The organism is Paenibacillus sp. FSL R7-0048 (genome assembly GCF_038004505.1).
Taxonomy (GTDB): domain Bacteria; phylum Bacillota; class Bacilli; order Paenibacillales; family Paenibacillaceae; genus Paenibacillus_AQ; species Paenibacillus_AQ odorifer.
The window spans coordinates 3512235-3528690 of the sequence record NZ_JBBORF010000001.1 but is presented as its reverse complement, the minus strand read 5'-3'; the positions used below and the strand labels follow the sequence as shown (position 1 = coordinate 3528690).

13 protein-coding genes are annotated in these 16456 nt (G+C 42.7%); all 13 read right to left on the bottom strand.

The window, feature by feature from the left end; all coding sequences use genetic code 11:
* Window positions 1–13 precede the first annotated feature (13 nt).
* Window positions 14–331: a PTS sugar transporter subunit IIB gene (locus NSQ91_RS15850; RefSeq protein WP_036677859.1), complete on the bottom strand. Its 318-nt coding sequence runs from the start codon at window positions 329–331 to the stop codon at window positions 14–16.
* A gap of 143 nt (window positions 332–474) precedes the next feature.
* The gene (locus NSQ91_RS15845; protein WP_340918724.1) at window positions 475–2397 is read right to left on the bottom strand and encodes a BglG family transcription antiterminator; all 1923 of its coding nucleotides are present in this window, start codon (window positions 2395–2397) and stop codon (window positions 475–477) included.
* 221 nt (window positions 2398–2618) lie between these two features.
* Window positions 2619–3509 (bottom strand): hypothetical protein, encoded by an 891-nt coding sequence (locus tag NSQ91_RS15840; RefSeq protein WP_340918721.1) that lies wholly within the window; start codon window positions 3507–3509, stop codon window positions 2619–2621.
* 213 nt (window positions 3510–3722) lie between these two features.
* Window positions 3723–4643, bottom strand: coding sequence for a metal ABC transporter substrate-binding protein (locus NSQ91_RS15835; protein WP_036677864.1), 921 nt, complete (start codon window positions 4641–4643; stop codon window positions 3723–3725).
* Entirely contained in the window at window positions 4640–5482 is an 843-nt protein-coding gene (locus NSQ91_RS15830) for a metal ABC transporter permease (protein ID WP_036677866.1), read from the bottom strand. Before NSQ91_RS15830 ends, NSQ91_RS15835 begins: the two co-directional genes overlap by 4 nt.
* Window positions 5475–6218, bottom strand: a complete 744-nt coding sequence (locus NSQ91_RS15825; protein WP_340921490.1) for a metal ABC transporter ATP-binding protein — start codon at window positions 6216–6218, stop codon at window positions 5475–5477. The genes NSQ91_RS15830 and NSQ91_RS15825 overlap by 8 nt, the downstream gene beginning before the upstream one ends.
* 238 nt (window positions 6219–6456) lie before the next feature.
* Window positions 6457–8259, bottom strand: a complete 1803-nt coding sequence (locus tag NSQ91_RS15820) for an alpha-L-fucosidase (RefSeq protein WP_340918716.1) — start codon at window positions 8257–8259, stop codon at window positions 6457–6459.
* Window positions 8253–9419, bottom strand: coding sequence for a glycoside hydrolase family 88 protein (locus NSQ91_RS15815; protein WP_076309416.1), 1167 nt, complete (start codon window positions 9417–9419; stop codon window positions 8253–8255). The genes NSQ91_RS15820 and NSQ91_RS15815 overlap by 7 nt, the downstream gene beginning before the upstream one ends.
* A 47-nt stretch (window positions 9420–9466) precedes the next feature.
* The gene (locus NSQ91_RS15810; RefSeq protein ID WP_340394309.1) at window positions 9467–10498 is read right to left on the bottom strand and encodes a glycoside hydrolase family protein; all 1032 of its coding nucleotides are present in this window, start codon (window positions 10496–10498) and stop codon (window positions 9467–9469) included.
* Between the two features lie 16 nt (window positions 10499–10514).
* Window positions 10515–11717 (bottom strand): glucuronate isomerase, encoded by a 1203-nt coding sequence (locus NSQ91_RS15805; RefSeq protein WP_076276514.1) that lies wholly within the window; start codon window positions 11715–11717, stop codon window positions 10515–10517.
* 56 nt (window positions 11718–11773) lie between these two features.
* Complete coding sequence (locus NSQ91_RS15800; RefSeq protein ID WP_340918708.1) at window positions 11774–13336, bottom strand: extracellular solute-binding protein; 1563 nt, start codon at window positions 13334–13336, stop codon at window positions 11774–11776.
* A 208-nt stretch (window positions 13337–13544) separates the two neighbouring features.
* Complete coding sequence (locus tag NSQ91_RS15795) at window positions 13545–15371, bottom strand: cache domain-containing sensor histidine kinase (RefSeq protein ID WP_076276513.1); 1827 nt, start codon at window positions 15369–15371, stop codon at window positions 13545–13547.
* Entirely contained in the window at window positions 15371–16396 is a 1026-nt protein-coding gene (locus NSQ91_RS15790) for a response regulator transcription factor (protein WP_076125647.1), read from the bottom strand. The genes NSQ91_RS15795 and NSQ91_RS15790 overlap by 1 nt, the downstream gene beginning before the upstream one ends.
* Between the last annotated feature and the right edge of the window lie 60 nt (window positions 16397–16456).

The window sequence follows — 16456 nt, the reverse complement described above, 5'->3', positions numbered from 1 at the left end:
TCCTCTCTTATCTCTATTTACTTTCAATTAATTGCAAGGCTTGTTCAAGTACTTTTTCACCGTTCATCATTCCGTAATTCAACATATCAATAGCTTCTATAGGAATGTTTTTATCTGCTAATCTTGTTTCTAATTGCTTTTTCATATATTTCACCTGAGGTCCTAACAATAAGACATCAACCTTTTTCTCTTGCAAAGTAATATCAATTTCAGATGCTGATTTAGCAAAAACATCGACATCCAACCCTTTTTCTTCAACAACCTTCTGCATTTTTGTTACTAAAAGGCTTGTACTCATTCCTGCTGAACACACTAACATAATTGTATTCATATTGACTTCCCCCTAAAATTATCATTTATTGAACACCTTTAGTGTAAACTTAAATCGCTTTCTTTTTAAGCTAACCTTTTTCCAAATCAACAGGAAACGGTTACATTGCAAATAGTAAGGCAGTACCTAATTTCTCACTCACTCTAGTTTAGTAATTGTATAATTTCTTCCACAGAGTCCTTAGCAAGGATCTGCACAACAATCTCTTTATCCTCTATCAATGATCCTAGCTTTTTATACATTTTATCTAGGTCGACATTGTTTCCTTCTTTAATGTTTAATAAACAAATTAATTGCACCATTTGCTTATCATTCCAACGAATAGGACGTTTTAACGTACAGATTGTCCAAAAGGTTTCCGAGGTAACAGGAAGTGAAGGATGTGGAACAGCGACAAGATTTCCAAAACTAGTGGGTGCATAGGACTCTCTTTCAACTACTAAGGATTCATAATGCTCTGGTACAAGTCCTTGTTTTGTTAGCTCATTGCTTAAAAAATGAATCACACTTTCCTTTGTGGTAAATTCTTTTTTCACGAATACTCTAGATGCGTCAAGGTAAGAATGAGTTTCTGCCACCTGTTCTGAAGACAGTAAGACGTCCTTGATTCTTTTGAGGTCTTTAGCTTCTAGAAAGGTATTTACAACATAGACGGGAATACCTATATCTTCATTGATCGGAACTGTACTGATAATAAAATCAATCGAGGATAGGTCCGTTTCTGCTAATTTGTAAAAACTAATTGTGTCTACAATCTGCAATAGATTCTCAAATGAATTGATCAATCGGTAATAAAGTAATTTGGCACTTCCAACACCAGACGCACATACAAGAATAACTCGTTTTATTTTTTTGTTTTTATTTTTCATTCTTTCTAAAGCAACCCCAATGTGCAAGGCAATGTAAGCAACCTCATGTTCTCCAACTTCTGAATCTAAATAGTAGTTAATACATTTACTCGCAATAAGTGCTCCTTCGAATGCGGCTGGAAAACTCGTCTTAATATCATTTAACAGAGGATTTCTAAAATTCATGTTGTATCTTAATCTATTCATCGCAGGCCTAATGTGAAGGGTCAGGGCTTGAATAAATTCATGGTCATGGCCAAAATCCCAATTCAACTCAGTTTGTAAACTTTTCAAAATACAGCTGACAATGGAGTCCACTTCATCGAACTTACTGTACTCCGTTAGATTTTCTTTCGGCAGCAATTTTGTTCCAACCAAATGGATGATAATATAATTAATCTCTGAATCGGAAAAGAGCAGATCTGTGAAATCTTCAATGTCTTTAACAATTTCATGGGCAACAATTTTTTCAAAAGGATACTCTTCCATAAGATTTACCGACGGTTGTTCGATTAAAAATCCCTCTTCGATACGTTTACAAGCTATTATTAAGTGAATAGCGAGGTTTTCCAAGGAAATATCTGAAATGTCAATTTTGTATTTATTTACTTTGCCGATGATTATTTCTTTGATTTTCGTGTATACCTCTTTGTCAAACAAAGTAAAGTTATCGAAAGTTGGATCGGAGTTTTCTTCTCTTTTGTATAAAAAATTAGACAAACATATTCGTTTCTTAAATTCATCGCCCTCTATAAACAGGCCATAATGAGGCCGATTAACTAAATTCAGGTTGTATTTTTCCAGTATCTTACGCACTTCTTTTAGATCGTTTTGGATTGTCGATTTAGATACAAACATCTCATCTTCAATAGTGGCCAACTTGATATACTTATTTTCTAATAAAAACCGACTCAACAAATAAAGAACCCTATTATCTTGTTCAGAAAAGTCTACTGTAGAAGGATTGATTTTATCATTAGTTAACTCATTTAATTTTTGGGAAAATATATCTTTATCGAAGACTCTTACAACGAAGCCCTTCCCACGAATTAACTCTATTTTTAGTCCTACTATGGCGGATATATTTTGTAACTCTTTCAAATCATTACGGATCGTTCGATCGCTAACATTCAGTTCCTTAGAAATCCATGCAGCTGTGACAGGTTGATTAGAATTAATTAAGTATAAAAGTATTTCTTTTTGCCGTTTTGAAAACAATTGTATCCCTCTTTCTTATCCAGAGTATGAATATGAGCTAATATTAACTGAAGCATACATTTACATACATTTGCTCATTTTTTTATATCGGTTACAATATCACTTCCTAAGAAAATTTGATAGTGTTCTTACAGTAACATAAGAAACAGGCGTCCTCATTTAAGAAGACACCTGTTTAAATTTAAGCTTCGTTTGACGAGTCATGGCAAGAAATTTGCGGGTTAACTCAACTTCTGCTGCAGCATAATTGCTAGCTCTTCTGCTGAATCCCACACAATAGGACGAATATCCTTAAGCTGTACAAAAAGTTTATCCGCCTCAATACTGTTTACGGTCCATAATACGGGTATGTTTAAACCAAGTGCATATCCCGCTGAAAAATACACCTCTGGGGATTGCCCCGTTAAATCTGCGATAATCAGTTTGCTTTCTGCGATTTGATCCAACTCGTATTTTTCGCCGTTTTGAGTTTTCGTATGTGTTAATAAGCGCGGCAGGAAACCACACTGTTCTATTTTGGGCAATAACTTCTCCAGCCATGTTGTAGACAAATTTTCTTCATCCGACACGAGCACGAGACAAGGTTTTAGTTTTTTACCTCCAGCGCTTTCCGCAGCTTCATTCCAGCCGGTTTCAGTAAGCTTAAAGGTCATGCCTTCCCTGATTAGAAGCTGATCACTTATCAACTTGTCTATGATGTATACCAGCTCTTGCAGATTGGGAGAATACGTCAAGTTATAGCTGCTAGAGAGGGGTTGAATGACAACCGCTTTCCCCGGGCCTTCAGAATGTCTATATAAATATTGCAGTAGACGGTTTCCTTTATCTTCAATGCTCACAGGTATTTTGGGTGAATTTACAATGGACTCTAAATCATCAGCACATATAGTGATCTTTTCATCACAATCAGTCAGCTCACGTATGTAAGCAGATACTACATGAAGCATGTCGCGTTTCTTTTGATGCGGGAGCGAATTAATGGGTTCGTAGCTGTCTCTTCGTAGACTATAAAACCCGCCTGGTGAACAAGAACAGCCTATATATCTATCGTTATCGCCTTCTGGTTCAATGGAAACAATCTCATCACAGAACAAACAGTGTTTCTTAATCATGACAACTCTTCACCTCTTATTAAGTGTTAGCCTCTACCTTACCAAGATTTTTTTGAAAAGTAGACAAGAAGATATTTCCTGTAGCAGGTTATCCCATGGCGTAAACGTAATATTTCGAGGCTCGAATGTAGATTTTATTCAATAAAAAACCGACATAATCATCAGCTAAAAAACTGAATCTTAGGTCGGTTAATATAGGCTTGGAGCCGGCATTTAGGATTGAGATAAACCTTCTATAACTTTATCAATATTCCATTTGATCATCTTAATGTATGTGTCGCCCTCTTCGCCTTTCTTAGCTAAAGAATCGGTGAAAATCTTAGAGTGTATCGGTACTCCCGTTTCATTTGCGATAGTTTCCATTGTTTTTGGATTTACGCTAGTTTCCAGAAATAATGCAGGCACTTGATTTTCATCAATGATCTTAATTATGTTTTTCATTTGTTCAGGCGTTCCTTGACTATCCGTATTGATCTCCCAGATAAAAGCTGATTCAAATCCGTAAGCTTTGGAAAAATATTTGAATGCTCCTTCGCTGGTAACAAGGATACGTTTCTCTTGTGGAATTTTTTCGACTGCTTCTTTTGCATATTGATCCAATTCATTCAGTTTCTTAACATATTCCGATTGATTATTAAGATAAAATTCTTTGTTGTCGGGATCCTTTTCGATTACACGTTTTGTGATGATATCTACATATTTTATTGAATTCTGAATATCCAGCCAGGCATGAGGATCTACCTGTGTTTCTTTTCCTTTTTCTGTTAGGTACATCGGAGATACTTCATCTGAGACTGCAAAAGCAACATCCTTTTTATTAGTCACATCTAGAAGATCTTGAAACCACCCCTTACCTGTTTCTAGGTTCAAACCGTTATAAAACACTAAATCTGCGCTAGAAACCTTACTTGTATCCTTGGGTAATGGATCGTACATATGCGGATCTGTTCCGATGGGTACCATACTGTAAACTTCAGCTTTCTCCCCTACAATGTTTTCGGTCATATCAGCGATAATGGAGTATGTTGCAACAATCTGCAGCTTATCATGGTCTGCATCTCCTTCACTAATCTTTGAGCATGCGGTAAGAAGTACGATAAACATTGTCAAAGAGAGTATTTTTATGGTCTTCATCCTTGTTTCAACCCTTTCCTGAAAAAATTATTTTTGGGTGAGATTATAAATGAAATTCCGAACATGCTTACGCCGACCAGAACAATCGTGGCACTTGTAGGTAAATTGAATTTAAAGCTTACAATTACACCTATAATCCCGGATACAGCGCCGATTGTAGAAGCCAGGATAATCATGTGGAACAGCTTATTCGTCCAGAGATAGGATGTAGCAGCCGGTATAACCAGCATTGCAATCACAAGCACAATTCCTACTTGAGATAACGAAGATACGGTAACCACAGATAGGAGCATCATCAATAAATAATGATAGAACCCTGTTTTTAACCCATAGGCTTTGGAAACAACCGGATCAAACGAACTCATTAAAAGCTCTTTATATAGCAATGAAATGATGGCAATAACAACAATCATAATAATAAAGGATTGCATTAACTCCGACTGTGGGACGGCCAGAATATTACCAAACAGAATGTGAGTTAGATCAAGCCCGCTTTTGGCAAAAGTAATTAGGACGATACCTAGCGCAAAAAATGAGCTGAGAATAATGCCGATAGAGGTGTCACTTTTAATATTGCTGCGACTTGTAATAAATTGAATGAGAACCGCTGCTAATAGTCCAAATAGTGAAGCTCCAAGAAGAATGTTGATTCCTAAGATATAAGATAATGCCACCCCGGGTAACACCGCATGTGATAACGCATCTCCCATTAATGACATCTTTCTAAGTACAATAAAGCTTCCTAAAACCCCTGATACAATTCCAAGAATGATAGCAGATAATCCCGCGTTAAGTGCATATATCGGAATGTTTAATACTCCTGAGAAATAATCAATCATGATCTGTCGCCCCCATCCCTTTGATCACCAGATTACCTAAGGAGGCACCATAGGCGCTGAGGATATTCTCTGGGGTAAAGGTGTCATTAACATCACCAAAAGCAATTAATTTCTTATTGAGAATGATGACTTTGTCAAAATATTCTTCGACCTCATGCAAATCGTGATGAACGATGAGAATGGTTTTTCCTTCTTCGCGAAGTTGTTTTAGCAGCTTTACAATGATTTTCTCACTGACTAAATCTATGCCAACAAAAGGTTCATCTAAAAAAAATACATTTGCTTGTTGTGCAAGTGCCCTGGCGATAAAAACTCTTTGGAGTTGTCCCCCGGACAGATTGCTGATTTGTTTATTCGCAAGATCACTTATATCCACCATCGCCATACATTCCTCGACTCTTTGCCGCTCTGTTTTTCCGGGACGCTGGAAGATTCGCAAATTTGGGTAAGTTCCAGTCAGCACTGTATCCCTTACCGTGATTGGAAAAGAAAGATCAATGTCATTCTTTTGCGGCACATATGCGATCTTCCGTTTGTACTCAGAAATATCTTTTCCCTCCACCATAACTGATCCTGTTCTCTTCTTTATCACCTCTAACAATGACTTGATGAATGTAGATTTTCCCGCACCATTTGGTCCGATAATTCCGATTGTATACCCAAAGGGGATATCAATATTTACATTTTCTAGTGCAGAATTACCGAAATAATCTACGTTTAGGTTTCTGATTTCAATCATAAAAAAACTCCTTATCTCTGTTAAGTTCATATGTAGCACTGTTCTGTTCATCCTGTTAATTTATTTCCCAATAGAAACAATGATTCCTATGATCCAATTTGTTTCCCTAGGTAAACTTTTATTCTTATATACAATATATTTACCCGAGGGCAATATGTCAACAACATTCCTTAAATCAACAAAAAAAAGAACCCAAGTGATTTGAGTTCTTTTGCATTATTTCAATATAAAAATCTCATAGTTGCAGTAGTTTTAAACATCTAGGCTGCATCAAATACCCCCCTGTAATACGCTCTGCCTGCAATTGAATCGTATATTCTCCTGCCGTGGGGAAATACAGCTCACCTACTTGAAAGCTTTGAAAATTACTAACCCCATCAGTAGAATGAACTTTAGCTTGTAAAATTTGATCCGCTGCCTTGATGAGGTAGTCTCCGCCACCACCATTCTCTCCTTCTTCGCTGCGATATTCGATACTAACCTGAAATCTTACCGGACCTAATGTCCGGACATGCCAAATTGCGGTATCCTCTCTATCCTTCCAGTCCAACAGATTATCATGGTCTTTTTTTCCTGTATCGTAACGGAGGGTTGGACCAACGATCTCACTTTCAAATACCCCTAATTCTTGTAAGGTATCTTCTCCAAATTCCAATAATCGGACTGGATTACCTTCTACAGGTTCTGCACAGACAATTGCGATGACCAGCGGCATGTTGTTAGAATTTTCGGCAAAGTTCGGTAAGCTGGGGAGTTCGACTTCCAGATCCTGCTCAGATAGCTTTGTGAAAATCAGCTCCTCCCCTCCATCTAAAGCAAATACCTTTTGAACAGCGGTCTTCAGACCGGGGACGATTAGCTTATTTCTCTTCTTAAGATCGAAAACATGCAGATATAATGTGTTTCCTTTCAGAGTGCATCTGCCCCATGACGGTTTGGCTGTGGGCGATTCTCCAGCACCGTAAATGCTATCCCCATTGGTATTTAACCAATCTCCTACATCAAGCAAAATGGATTCGGATACCGGATCCCATTCCCCTGTTGCTGTTGGGCCGATATTGATTACCAGATTTCCATTTTTACTTACAACATCGATGATCTGGCGGATGATAGTTACAGGGGATTTCCAATGGTGATCGGATCTCTTATACCCCCATGAGTCGTTTAACGTAATAATATTCTCCCAGTACTTACCAAGGTTACGAGTCGTAAGTTGATTATCAGATGTATTTGAATAATCTCCAAGTGGTGCTTTCCATACTCTGCTATTGACCAAACATTCTGGCTGAATTGCATGAACCGCCGCCAAAAACGCTTCTCCTTGCTCACGGGTCAGTTTGCCTCCGCAATCAAACCACATTAAACCAACTTTGCCGTAGTCCGTCAGTAGCTCACGGACTTGAGGGATTGATTTGCTGTGCAAATATCGTTCAAAGCGGGTGCGTTTATCGGTATCATTTATCCACGTTTGAACGTCATCGTAAGCGCCGATATTCAGTGGATAATCCCAGGTATTCCCTTGAGAGTCTGGATCATGCCAATCCATCGCATGAGAGTAGTAAATTCCGAGTACCATTTTTTCCGCACGACATGCCTCCATTAGTTCCCGAAGGGGATCACGGCCCAATGAGGTGTGCTTGACGATCGAATATTCGGATACACTTGAGTCATACATCGCGAAGCCGTCGTGATGTTTAGCTGTAAAGATGATATATTTTAGGCCAGCACGCTTGGCAGTCCGTACCCACTTCATTGCATCAAAAGCTGATGGATTGAACGCTGCGGCCATTTCCTCATATTCAGCCACTGGGATCTTCGCGCGTAGCATAATATGCTCACTGTAAGAAGCTTGTATTTCTTTTCCCTTCCATTCACCCGCAGGCAGGGCATAAGGGCCCCAGTGAATAAACAAGCCGAGCCTGGCTTCCTGCCACCATTCCATACGCCGAGCCTGCTCGTTATCTATCGGAGTTTCGACCGACTGTATACTATACGGATCATCGAGAAGGTTTTCTGTTGTTTTTCCGTTCCTTACCATAACTGAAGAACGGCTCCGCGGAGTTTAGATACAGCCTCGACGAAGAAATAATCGCCATAGATCAGTGGCGTATCAATGTGCACACCCCCTGGAAGATTGGATGTTCCAGAAAGAATCAAACCCTCCTCTTCCGGAATGTCCCAAGTCCCATAATTCTCATAAAGTGAGCGAACGATTTGTTCTGCGGCTCGCAGGTAAAAAGAGGCTTCCGCCTGTGGTACGATCTTTGCCAGCTCAATCAAGCCACATGCCGCACATGCACCAGCAGAGGTATCACGCGGCTTTTCGCCTGCATCAGGTGCCCTGAAATCCCAGTGAGGTACATGATCCTCCGGAAGATTAGCTAAGAAGAAGTGCGCAGCTCTTTTAGCTCCCGTTAGAAACTTATTATCTCCGGTATAGTGAAAAGACAAAGTAAGACCGTAAATCATCCATGCGCTGCCCCGTGCCCAAGCGGATTCTTCCGCATAACCTTGGCCGGCCATAGCGCCGATTTTTTCGCCTGATTCCGGGTTGAACTCCAGAATATGATAACTTGATCCATCCGGACGTAAAAAATGCTCAACTACCGTTTCCGCATGCGCAGCGGCGATATGCCGGAAACGCGGATCCTCTGTAACTTCCGATGCCCAGTATAGTAAGGGCAGATTCATTACAGTATCAATGATGGACCATCCCGCCCGGTTTATCTTCTCCGTGTCATGCCAGGCTCTGATAAATGACCCTTTCAGGTTAAAGCGGCTGGCCAGTTGAGCAGCAGCCATCAACCCGCGCTGCTTGGAGCGTTCATTACCAGTCACTCGGTAATTGGCCAAAGCTGAGAGTGTCCATATAAAACCAGCATCATGATGTACGGTAAGGGCATAAAGAGGTTCATCCAATTTCTCTTCAATTTGCTCGGCGATTTCTTGCAGCGCCGGATGATTACCTTCTGCGGCAATCTGCCACAAAATACCCGGCCAGAACCCTGCTGTCCACCACGATGGACGCATGTTGTCGTATACTCCGCTCACGGAAGCATGCGGAAAACTAACACCAATTCGCTTACTAGTCTTTTCCACTTTATTTACAATTTGTTGCCAAGCGCCATCCGCCCATTCCAGAGTAGACTCCGAAATTACCAGTCCGCGAGTTTGTTGAGTTGGTATAACTTCACTCATTTTAGTTCCTCCTGTAAACACTGATGATATTTATGAAATTTAATTTCTTAAAGCGTTGTCCGTAGTGGAATTACCATATTCCAAGTGTGCTTCGCATTTCGAAACCCTCCCGGTCCATCTGCTACTGCAGCGAATAAATGGGTAGGGACCCCTTCTTGAAATAATAGGAACGGACGTTCAAAGCTTCCCATCCACTGCTCTGTGCCGTCCTCCCAGAGTACCCGCCGGGAATACGATTGCGTTGAATCAGCCAGCTGCCAGTCGGTTCCATCCGTAGATGATGCAAATATCCCACCGTGCTTTTCTCCACATATCCGGCCATCCATATCCTTGGCGATCATTTGGTACCCGTCCGTGGTCCGCCAGATAAATGGATCTTCAATATGAGACCGCTCTGGTGGAAACAGCGGTGCGTTGTTAATTACTTTATATGGCCCTTCGTCCTTAGATGAACCGGCAATGCCAAGCGTCATCTGTCCATAGGAATTGCCCTCGTATTTGCGGGCTTTATATACCAATAGCAAGGAGCCATCTTCGCGGATACAAGGAGCCGGATTGGATGTGAGAAAGCTGTCGAACCTGCCCGGACGTGTAGGCAGAATAGGTGCGTCCATCCTTATCCATGGTCCGAATACACTGTCGGCTATAGCTAAGCCAACACGTTTGTTGGCACGAGCGGCAATCACCCGATAGTCGTCAAGTTCCACTGTTTCATTAGGCTGCGGCTCAGCGAATGGATGAGTTGAACCCATATAATACAACAGATACTTATCACCATAACGAAGGATATGCGGATTATGGGTGCTTCGTCCGTCCCAGTATTCCGCTCCCCTTGCGGGTAGTACGGTTTCTTCGTACGTATAAGGTCCTTCCGCGTTATCGGCAGATGCGCGGACAATTTCTGAGCGGAGTAACCATCCCGGATGCATCGGCAGCCACTTCGGCCAACGGGATGCAAATAAATGAAAACGCCCATCCTCGCCACGCACAGCTGATCCGCACCACACCCACCAATCCTCCATGCGGAACCCTCCGTTCAAAGGAGCAGGCAACATTCGGTCCATCAATGAAAAAGTCATTTTCTCCCTCCACGGCTTATTGCTTTACATCTGTTAGTCCATAACGTTTAGCAGCACTGCCATGTAGCCATTCCGCCGCAATATTCAGCGCCTCCTCCCGGCTGATCCAGCCTTCCGCTATTTGACTTTCCAAAAAGCGCGCAAGTATTTTTTTAACGATCAGCAGCTTGCCATATGTCCATTCGATACAGCGCGCATCCGAGACAATGAGCGAACACTTGAGCGGGGCGAGTGCCTCCAACCGATACTGCATGCTCTGCAAATAAGTACTGGGTCTGAAGTTATACCACCACATCCCACCTACATGAACGTTAGGGAAATTCCATGCAGCCTGCACAATATCCAGGTTATTTAATTCTGAAGCCACCACCAGCTCAAACGGAATGGAATACCGTTCAAACAAACCATACAGTTTAACAATCCGTAGCGGATCGTTAACTGGCGCAGCCGATGTATTACACCATCTCCGTTCGACGCCGAGAAACAGCTGCAAGAACATTCCTCTTACTTGCAGTTCCGAACAGATATGATGAAGGAGCAGCATCATGATTTCATCCGGTTCAGTTACGCTGCTAAGATTGTAAACATCATGAGCATTGGCTTCAAAGGCTGGCAACGTAGTCATGATTCCCGGACAGCCCATCGTCTGATATGAGTGCAACTGCTCGCTAATAAACTTTTTCGCTTGAGTATAAGCCGCTTCCCGGCTGGGATCAGAGGCATCTGCAATATTCTTTGCCAGCTCAGGCAGCCAGGAGTCAATTCGAGGAATCAGTAGAGCATTTTCTCTCATGTGTGCAAAGTTGGCATGCTCCGGACGGTTTACAATAAACCGCTGCACATGCAGACGGTCAGCTACGTTTTGCGCCCAGCCGGGATCGTTACTTTGCTGTTTAACCGTTATATCCGCTTTGAACACCGACTCTGAATCAGTGATGGAGATACCGTACAAATCTTTCATGATTGCTGTAAAAGCACGATTCATCATCGTATTACGGGAAGCGTGGTAAGCTCTAACAAAAGAGTCAGTCCGTTTCTCTTTCGAAAGTTGGTCCGCATCCGCCGGATATCCTGCTGACTGAAGCTCTTGGTTCAACCAGAAATAATCGGCTATTTCCCAGAAGTCAGCCGCGTTTAGCTTATCGCCGACGAGATGGGTATGTGTATCGATTACAGGCATACGCATGATTTCATCACACAAAGCAGTTTGACTCATCATACTCCCTCCTAACTGGCAGGAAGCCCTTCGAATGAAGAGGCTTCCTGAGAATCTTTCTATTTCCGGCTTTGCTGATTAAGGATTCCCTCATTATTTTTGTAGCGTTCTGTTGCTTCTTTTAAGATTTCTTCGCCGCCCTTTTGCTTATATTCCTCGATGACTTTTGGGAAATCACTAATCGGTTCTTTGCCATAAATCATTTTGACCATATGGTCTATGATCAGTTTTGGTGCCTGATCGGGACGTTTGGAGGCTAGATCAGGGAATTTGCTGAAAGACTCCAGATCAGGTACAAATCCGATGCCCCCTAAGCCTTCTTTACTCAGAGTTTCATCCAATGCTTTCAAAACATCTTTACCACCCGTAAGCAGCTCAGTTCGTTCGCGGTTGATTGTTCCGTCCCCTACCCAGCGCAGCTGTGTGCGGAATTTCTCTTCATCTTGGGCAGCCTTGTTCTCTGGCAGCTTATAATCAACTTTTCCGTCTTTTACCGTGTAATTCTCGCCTTCAATCCCAAAGCTATAGAAATTACTGGCTTCCGGGGTCTGCATCCATTCAAACATTTGGATAATCCGGGCAGCCTTTTCTTTACTGACTTTATTGTTGATATACAGTGAGGTATTGACCGAACTATACAAGCCGTATCCTTTTTGTCCATGGTCACCGGTTGGCGACGAGATAATATCCACTTTCGCTTCCGGATTGGACGCGGCGATCTGGGTCCGGAAATCCAGGAGATTCTGCGCATTAGCTGTCCAGATCCCTGCATTGCCTGCAGCAATATTTTCACCATACTGTGCCGTTTGGATTGTCGCAAAATCCTTCTGAATGAGGCCTTCGTCATACATCGTCTTGTATACGTTCAGTGCTTTTTCCATATTCTCGGAATTATAAAATTTGGGTACGATCTCTCCATTATCCTCTGTAAACTGATAGCCAAGCGCGTCATATGCACCAAATGCGATATCTGCATACTTGAAGTTCTCACGCATCTGATAAGGAGCGCTCACACCGAGTTTCTTAAAAGCGCGCAGCACATTCAAGAAATCCTCAATCGTCACAGGTACCGGAAGGCCTGTTTTCTCCAATAAATCAGTTCGGATAAAAGTGGCACGTCGAGACGGATTGCTGAGCCAAGTCGGAATGCCATATGTTTTTCCGTCGTAGCTGACTTCATCCCATGCTTCCTGTGGGACAACCTTCATCAGGTTGGGCGCATTCTCCTTCAGCAGATCATCCAGCGGCATAAAAACACCAGCCTGAACCGACCCAGCCATCGATTTATCCGTAGCCCCTCCGACATTTTGTACGACATCCGGAATATCACCGCCGGCGAACATAACAGCCATTTTGGAATCAAAGTCCTTTAAAGGAATTAACTTAATGTCTAAATCGACATTCGCCCGTTTCTCTAACTCCTTGACCCACTTATCGGTGTTAATGTCTTTAGAACTTTCCGTGTAAGCGTTTCCGCTTGTGTTTAACGAAATACTAAATTTAAGCGGTTTTGATTCGCCTGCTGCATCGACATTACCGTCCGATGTTTCATTGCTTCCGCATCCCGCGACGAGACTTGAGACAAGCGCCGTGGATAGGATCAGACTAACCCATTTTTTCATCTGGATAATCCCCCTTATTAGTATAAAAAGGTATTTGGTTTACCTGTACCCATCATAAAGCTGTATCAACAGCACTCCCATGGGGTGGATTATTGTGGGATGTGTTTTTTTGTGATCGGTTATCGTTATAAAAAAAGGCCATCCCAAAAGTCCGCGGCTCGGACCTCAGGACAGCTTTTTGATCCTCGTTCTCTTCGGCGAGAAGCGCCTATGCGTTAAGCACTTGCTGTTCCTTCCTTCCGGAAATCGGCATTTTCATGATCATGCGTGTTCCGCATTCTGGACTGCTTTCTACGTCAACTCCGAATTCTTCTCCGAAGACAAGCTGAATCCGGCGATGAACATTTTGCACACCGATGCCGCCTGGGCTTCCTTTCCCTTCCTCCACATCGGCGAGTCGATTTTCACTCAGTTTGAGGCGAAGTTCTTCAAGCCGCTCCGGGGTCATCCCGCTGCCATTATCCGTAATGCTGACCCAGAAGATATCGCCATCCTCTCCAGCATCAATCGTAATCGTGTGATAATCTTCAACACCATAACGAAAGGCGTGCTGGAACACATTTTCCACAAGTGGCTGTAAGGTCAAGCGAACCATTTTGCGCAGAAGCATTTCAGGCTTTATCCGCACATCGATTTCAAACGGCCTTCCGATCCGGTGATTGATAATGACCATATAATGGATGACATGCTTCAGCTCATTTGCTACGGTTATCTCTTCAAGATTGGTGCGCACCGAATAATGCAGCATGTAGGACAGGGCTCCGACGATTTCTGATATTTCATCTGAATCCTGAATTACTGCATAGCAGACCACCGTTTCGAGCGTATTGTATAAAAAATGAGGGTTGATCTGCAGCTGTAAGGATTGGAATTCGGCCTTCTGCCGCTCAGCTTCCATTTCCTTGTTCTTCAGTTCTGACTGATACACGGTGTCCACAAGCTCTGACAGGCGGGTTACCATCAGATTGTAACGAACGATAAGCCCAGTGACCTCATCCTGGCTTTTCGGAAGGGAGATTAATTCCCAATTTCCTTTTTCGGTCTGGCTCATTCCTTTCATCAGTATACGGATGGGTGTAGTAACGGACTTACCAAATCGGCTTGCCAGAAACAGCGCTATCATAAATGTCAAAATCGCGACAACAATAATATAATTCCGGATGGTAATTAGCGGCTTTTGCAGCTGAGTGTCTGGGATGGATACAACCAGATGCCAACCGGAATATTCCGCATTACGGCTGATATAAGATTTTTCCACGCCCTCTGCCGAGCTGCGGAACATCGCCTCTCCTGCTTGCTCAATTTGCTTGCCAAGACTATCGGGAATCAACGTCCCTACTTTGTTTTGATCGTTATGATATTGAATCCTGCCTTCGCCATCTACAATAAAAAAATAGCTTTCGGGACCAAGATCGATTCCTTTCCATAACGTAGAGAGCTCCTCTGCTTTGACTTCGATGCCTACAAATCCTTTCATCTCTGGTGACTGAAGACCGCGAATGCTGCGGATTAAGGTCAACATCGGCGTTTGATCCCCACGGATACTGTAATTGATTACATTCAACTGTCCACTGACATCTGTATGTTCTTTGAAATACCGGATCTGTCTAGCGGTGTCTTCCTGTGTAAAAGATGGCGCTGAACCGCCATTATAATAATAAAGCGCATTCCCGGAATACCCGATAATATATAGGGCTTCAATCTCGGGATTGCGAATCCATACAGGTTCAACAATAGCATCGCGAATATCGGTCGTGTAGCGGTAATTTTCATATTCCTCACGATCTGCTGATAGATCAATATATCTTTTAACTCTCAAATCCGTTAGTAGCGCCACGGTCGACCGTTGATAGGATGAAATATAGAGATTGGTATGATGAACTGCATTATTTACGATCTGAATCATTTGGTTTTCAGTGCTTGACTGCAATTGCTTGGCAGAAATGCTGTAAAAGGAAATCCCCAGCGCTGACAGGGAAAGTAAGATGACAATGGTAAAATAAAATAGCAGCTTCCGGCTGAGGGTTGCTCTCATTATTCAATGCCAAACGAAGCACGGTATTCCGAAGGTGACACACCCACGAGATTTTTAAATGTCTTCGTAAAATGAGGATAATCCTCGTAACCTACATGAATCGAGATGTCACTGATTGTCATGGTGGGTACGGCAAGAAGTCTGCGCGCTTCCTCCATTCGTCTCCGGATCCGATAGTGTACGAAGGTTTCCCCCGTCATTTTTTTGAATAATGCGCTGAAGTAGGTGCGGGCAAGTCCCACCCGTTTGGCTACTTCTTCTAACGACACATCCTCAGCCAGATGTTTATCAATGAAAGCTTTTGCTTCTTCAACCGGGTCCTTATAGTTGCCTTTGCGAGTAAGCTGCAGCTCCGCAAGTATACCGTTTATTATCGCGACAAATGCTAACATCGTTTCTTTTTTCGTATTGGCGGCTTTCACATCTCCACAGCACCGGGACGGAGGCTTCCAGCCTCGGCGTTCCAAGCGATCTACGATCATTTGCAGACAATCATTCAGCACTGCATCCATGCTAAAGACGTTCAATCCTTCAAATAAACCCGATGTTTCTCTTTCATCAAGCAGACGGTTTGTCTCATCACGTTGCAGCAGCCAGATGTGTTGTTCCAGCTGTTCGGCCCAATCCACGTATTTATGAACAGGAATAATGCTGCCTGTCATGCCGGATATCAGTTCTCTCAGCATATCATGCACATCCTGCTGGAGAACCGGCTTCAGTAAATACCGTTTAACGCCATAGGCCATTGCTCGTTGTGCATATTGAAAGTCATTGTACCCGGAAATGACTGCCACCTGGACATGACTGTAATCACGGTGAATTCGTTCACATAAATCAAGGCCATCCATCCGCTTCATGCGCAAATCTGTCAGCACTAAATGCGGTTCTACCTTTTGGATAGTTTCTAAGGCTGCTTCGCCGTCGTCGGCTGTATAAATCGCGGTGAATGAGACCGGATAACGCTGGACCATCTTCACCAATCCTTTTTGAATGACAGGCTCATCTTCTACAATCAATACTCGCACTTGTATCAAATCCCTTCCGGAATGGAATCAGAATCAGTTGTCTTGTGGTATGAAATTGAT

Bases quoted from the DNA above. Each gene is read 5' to 3' on its own strand.
- NSQ91_RS15850 (WP_036677859.1), bottom strand. From the start codon at position 331: ATGAATACAATTATGTTAGTGTGTTCAGCAGGAATGAGTACAAGCCTT.
- NSQ91_RS15840 (WP_340918721.1), bottom strand. From the start codon at position 3,509: ATGATTAAGAAACACTGTTTGTTCTGTGATGAGATTGTTTCCATTGAA.
- NSQ91_RS15835 (WP_036677864.1), bottom strand. From the start codon at position 4,643: ATGAAGACCATAAAAATACTCTCTTTGACAATGTTTATCGTACTTCTT.
- NSQ91_RS15830 (WP_036677866.1), bottom strand. From the start codon at position 5,482: ATGATTGATTATTTCTCAGGAGTATTAAACATTCCGATATATGCACTT.
- NSQ91_RS15820 (WP_340918716.1), bottom strand. From the start codon at position 8,259: ATGGTAAGGAACGGAAAAACAACAGAAAACCTTCTCGATGATCCGTAT.
- NSQ91_RS15815 (WP_076309416.1), bottom strand. From the start codon at position 9,419: ATGAGTGAAGTTATACCAACTCAACAAACTCGCGGACTGGTAATTTCG.
- NSQ91_RS15810 (WP_340394309.1), bottom strand. From the start codon at position 10,498: ATGACTTTTTCATTGATGGACCGAATGTTGCCTGCTCCTTTGAACGGA.
- NSQ91_RS15805 (WP_076276514.1), bottom strand. From the start codon at position 11,717: ATGATGAGTCAAACTGCTTTGTGTGATGAAATCATGCGTATGCCTGTA.
- NSQ91_RS15800 (WP_340918708.1), bottom strand. From the start codon at position 13,336: ATGAAAAAATGGGTTAGTCTGATCCTATCCACGGCGCTTGTCTCAAGT.
- NSQ91_RS15795 (WP_076276513.1), bottom strand. From the start codon at position 15,371: ATGAGAGCAACCCTCAGCCGGAAGCTGCTATTTTATTTTACCATTGTC.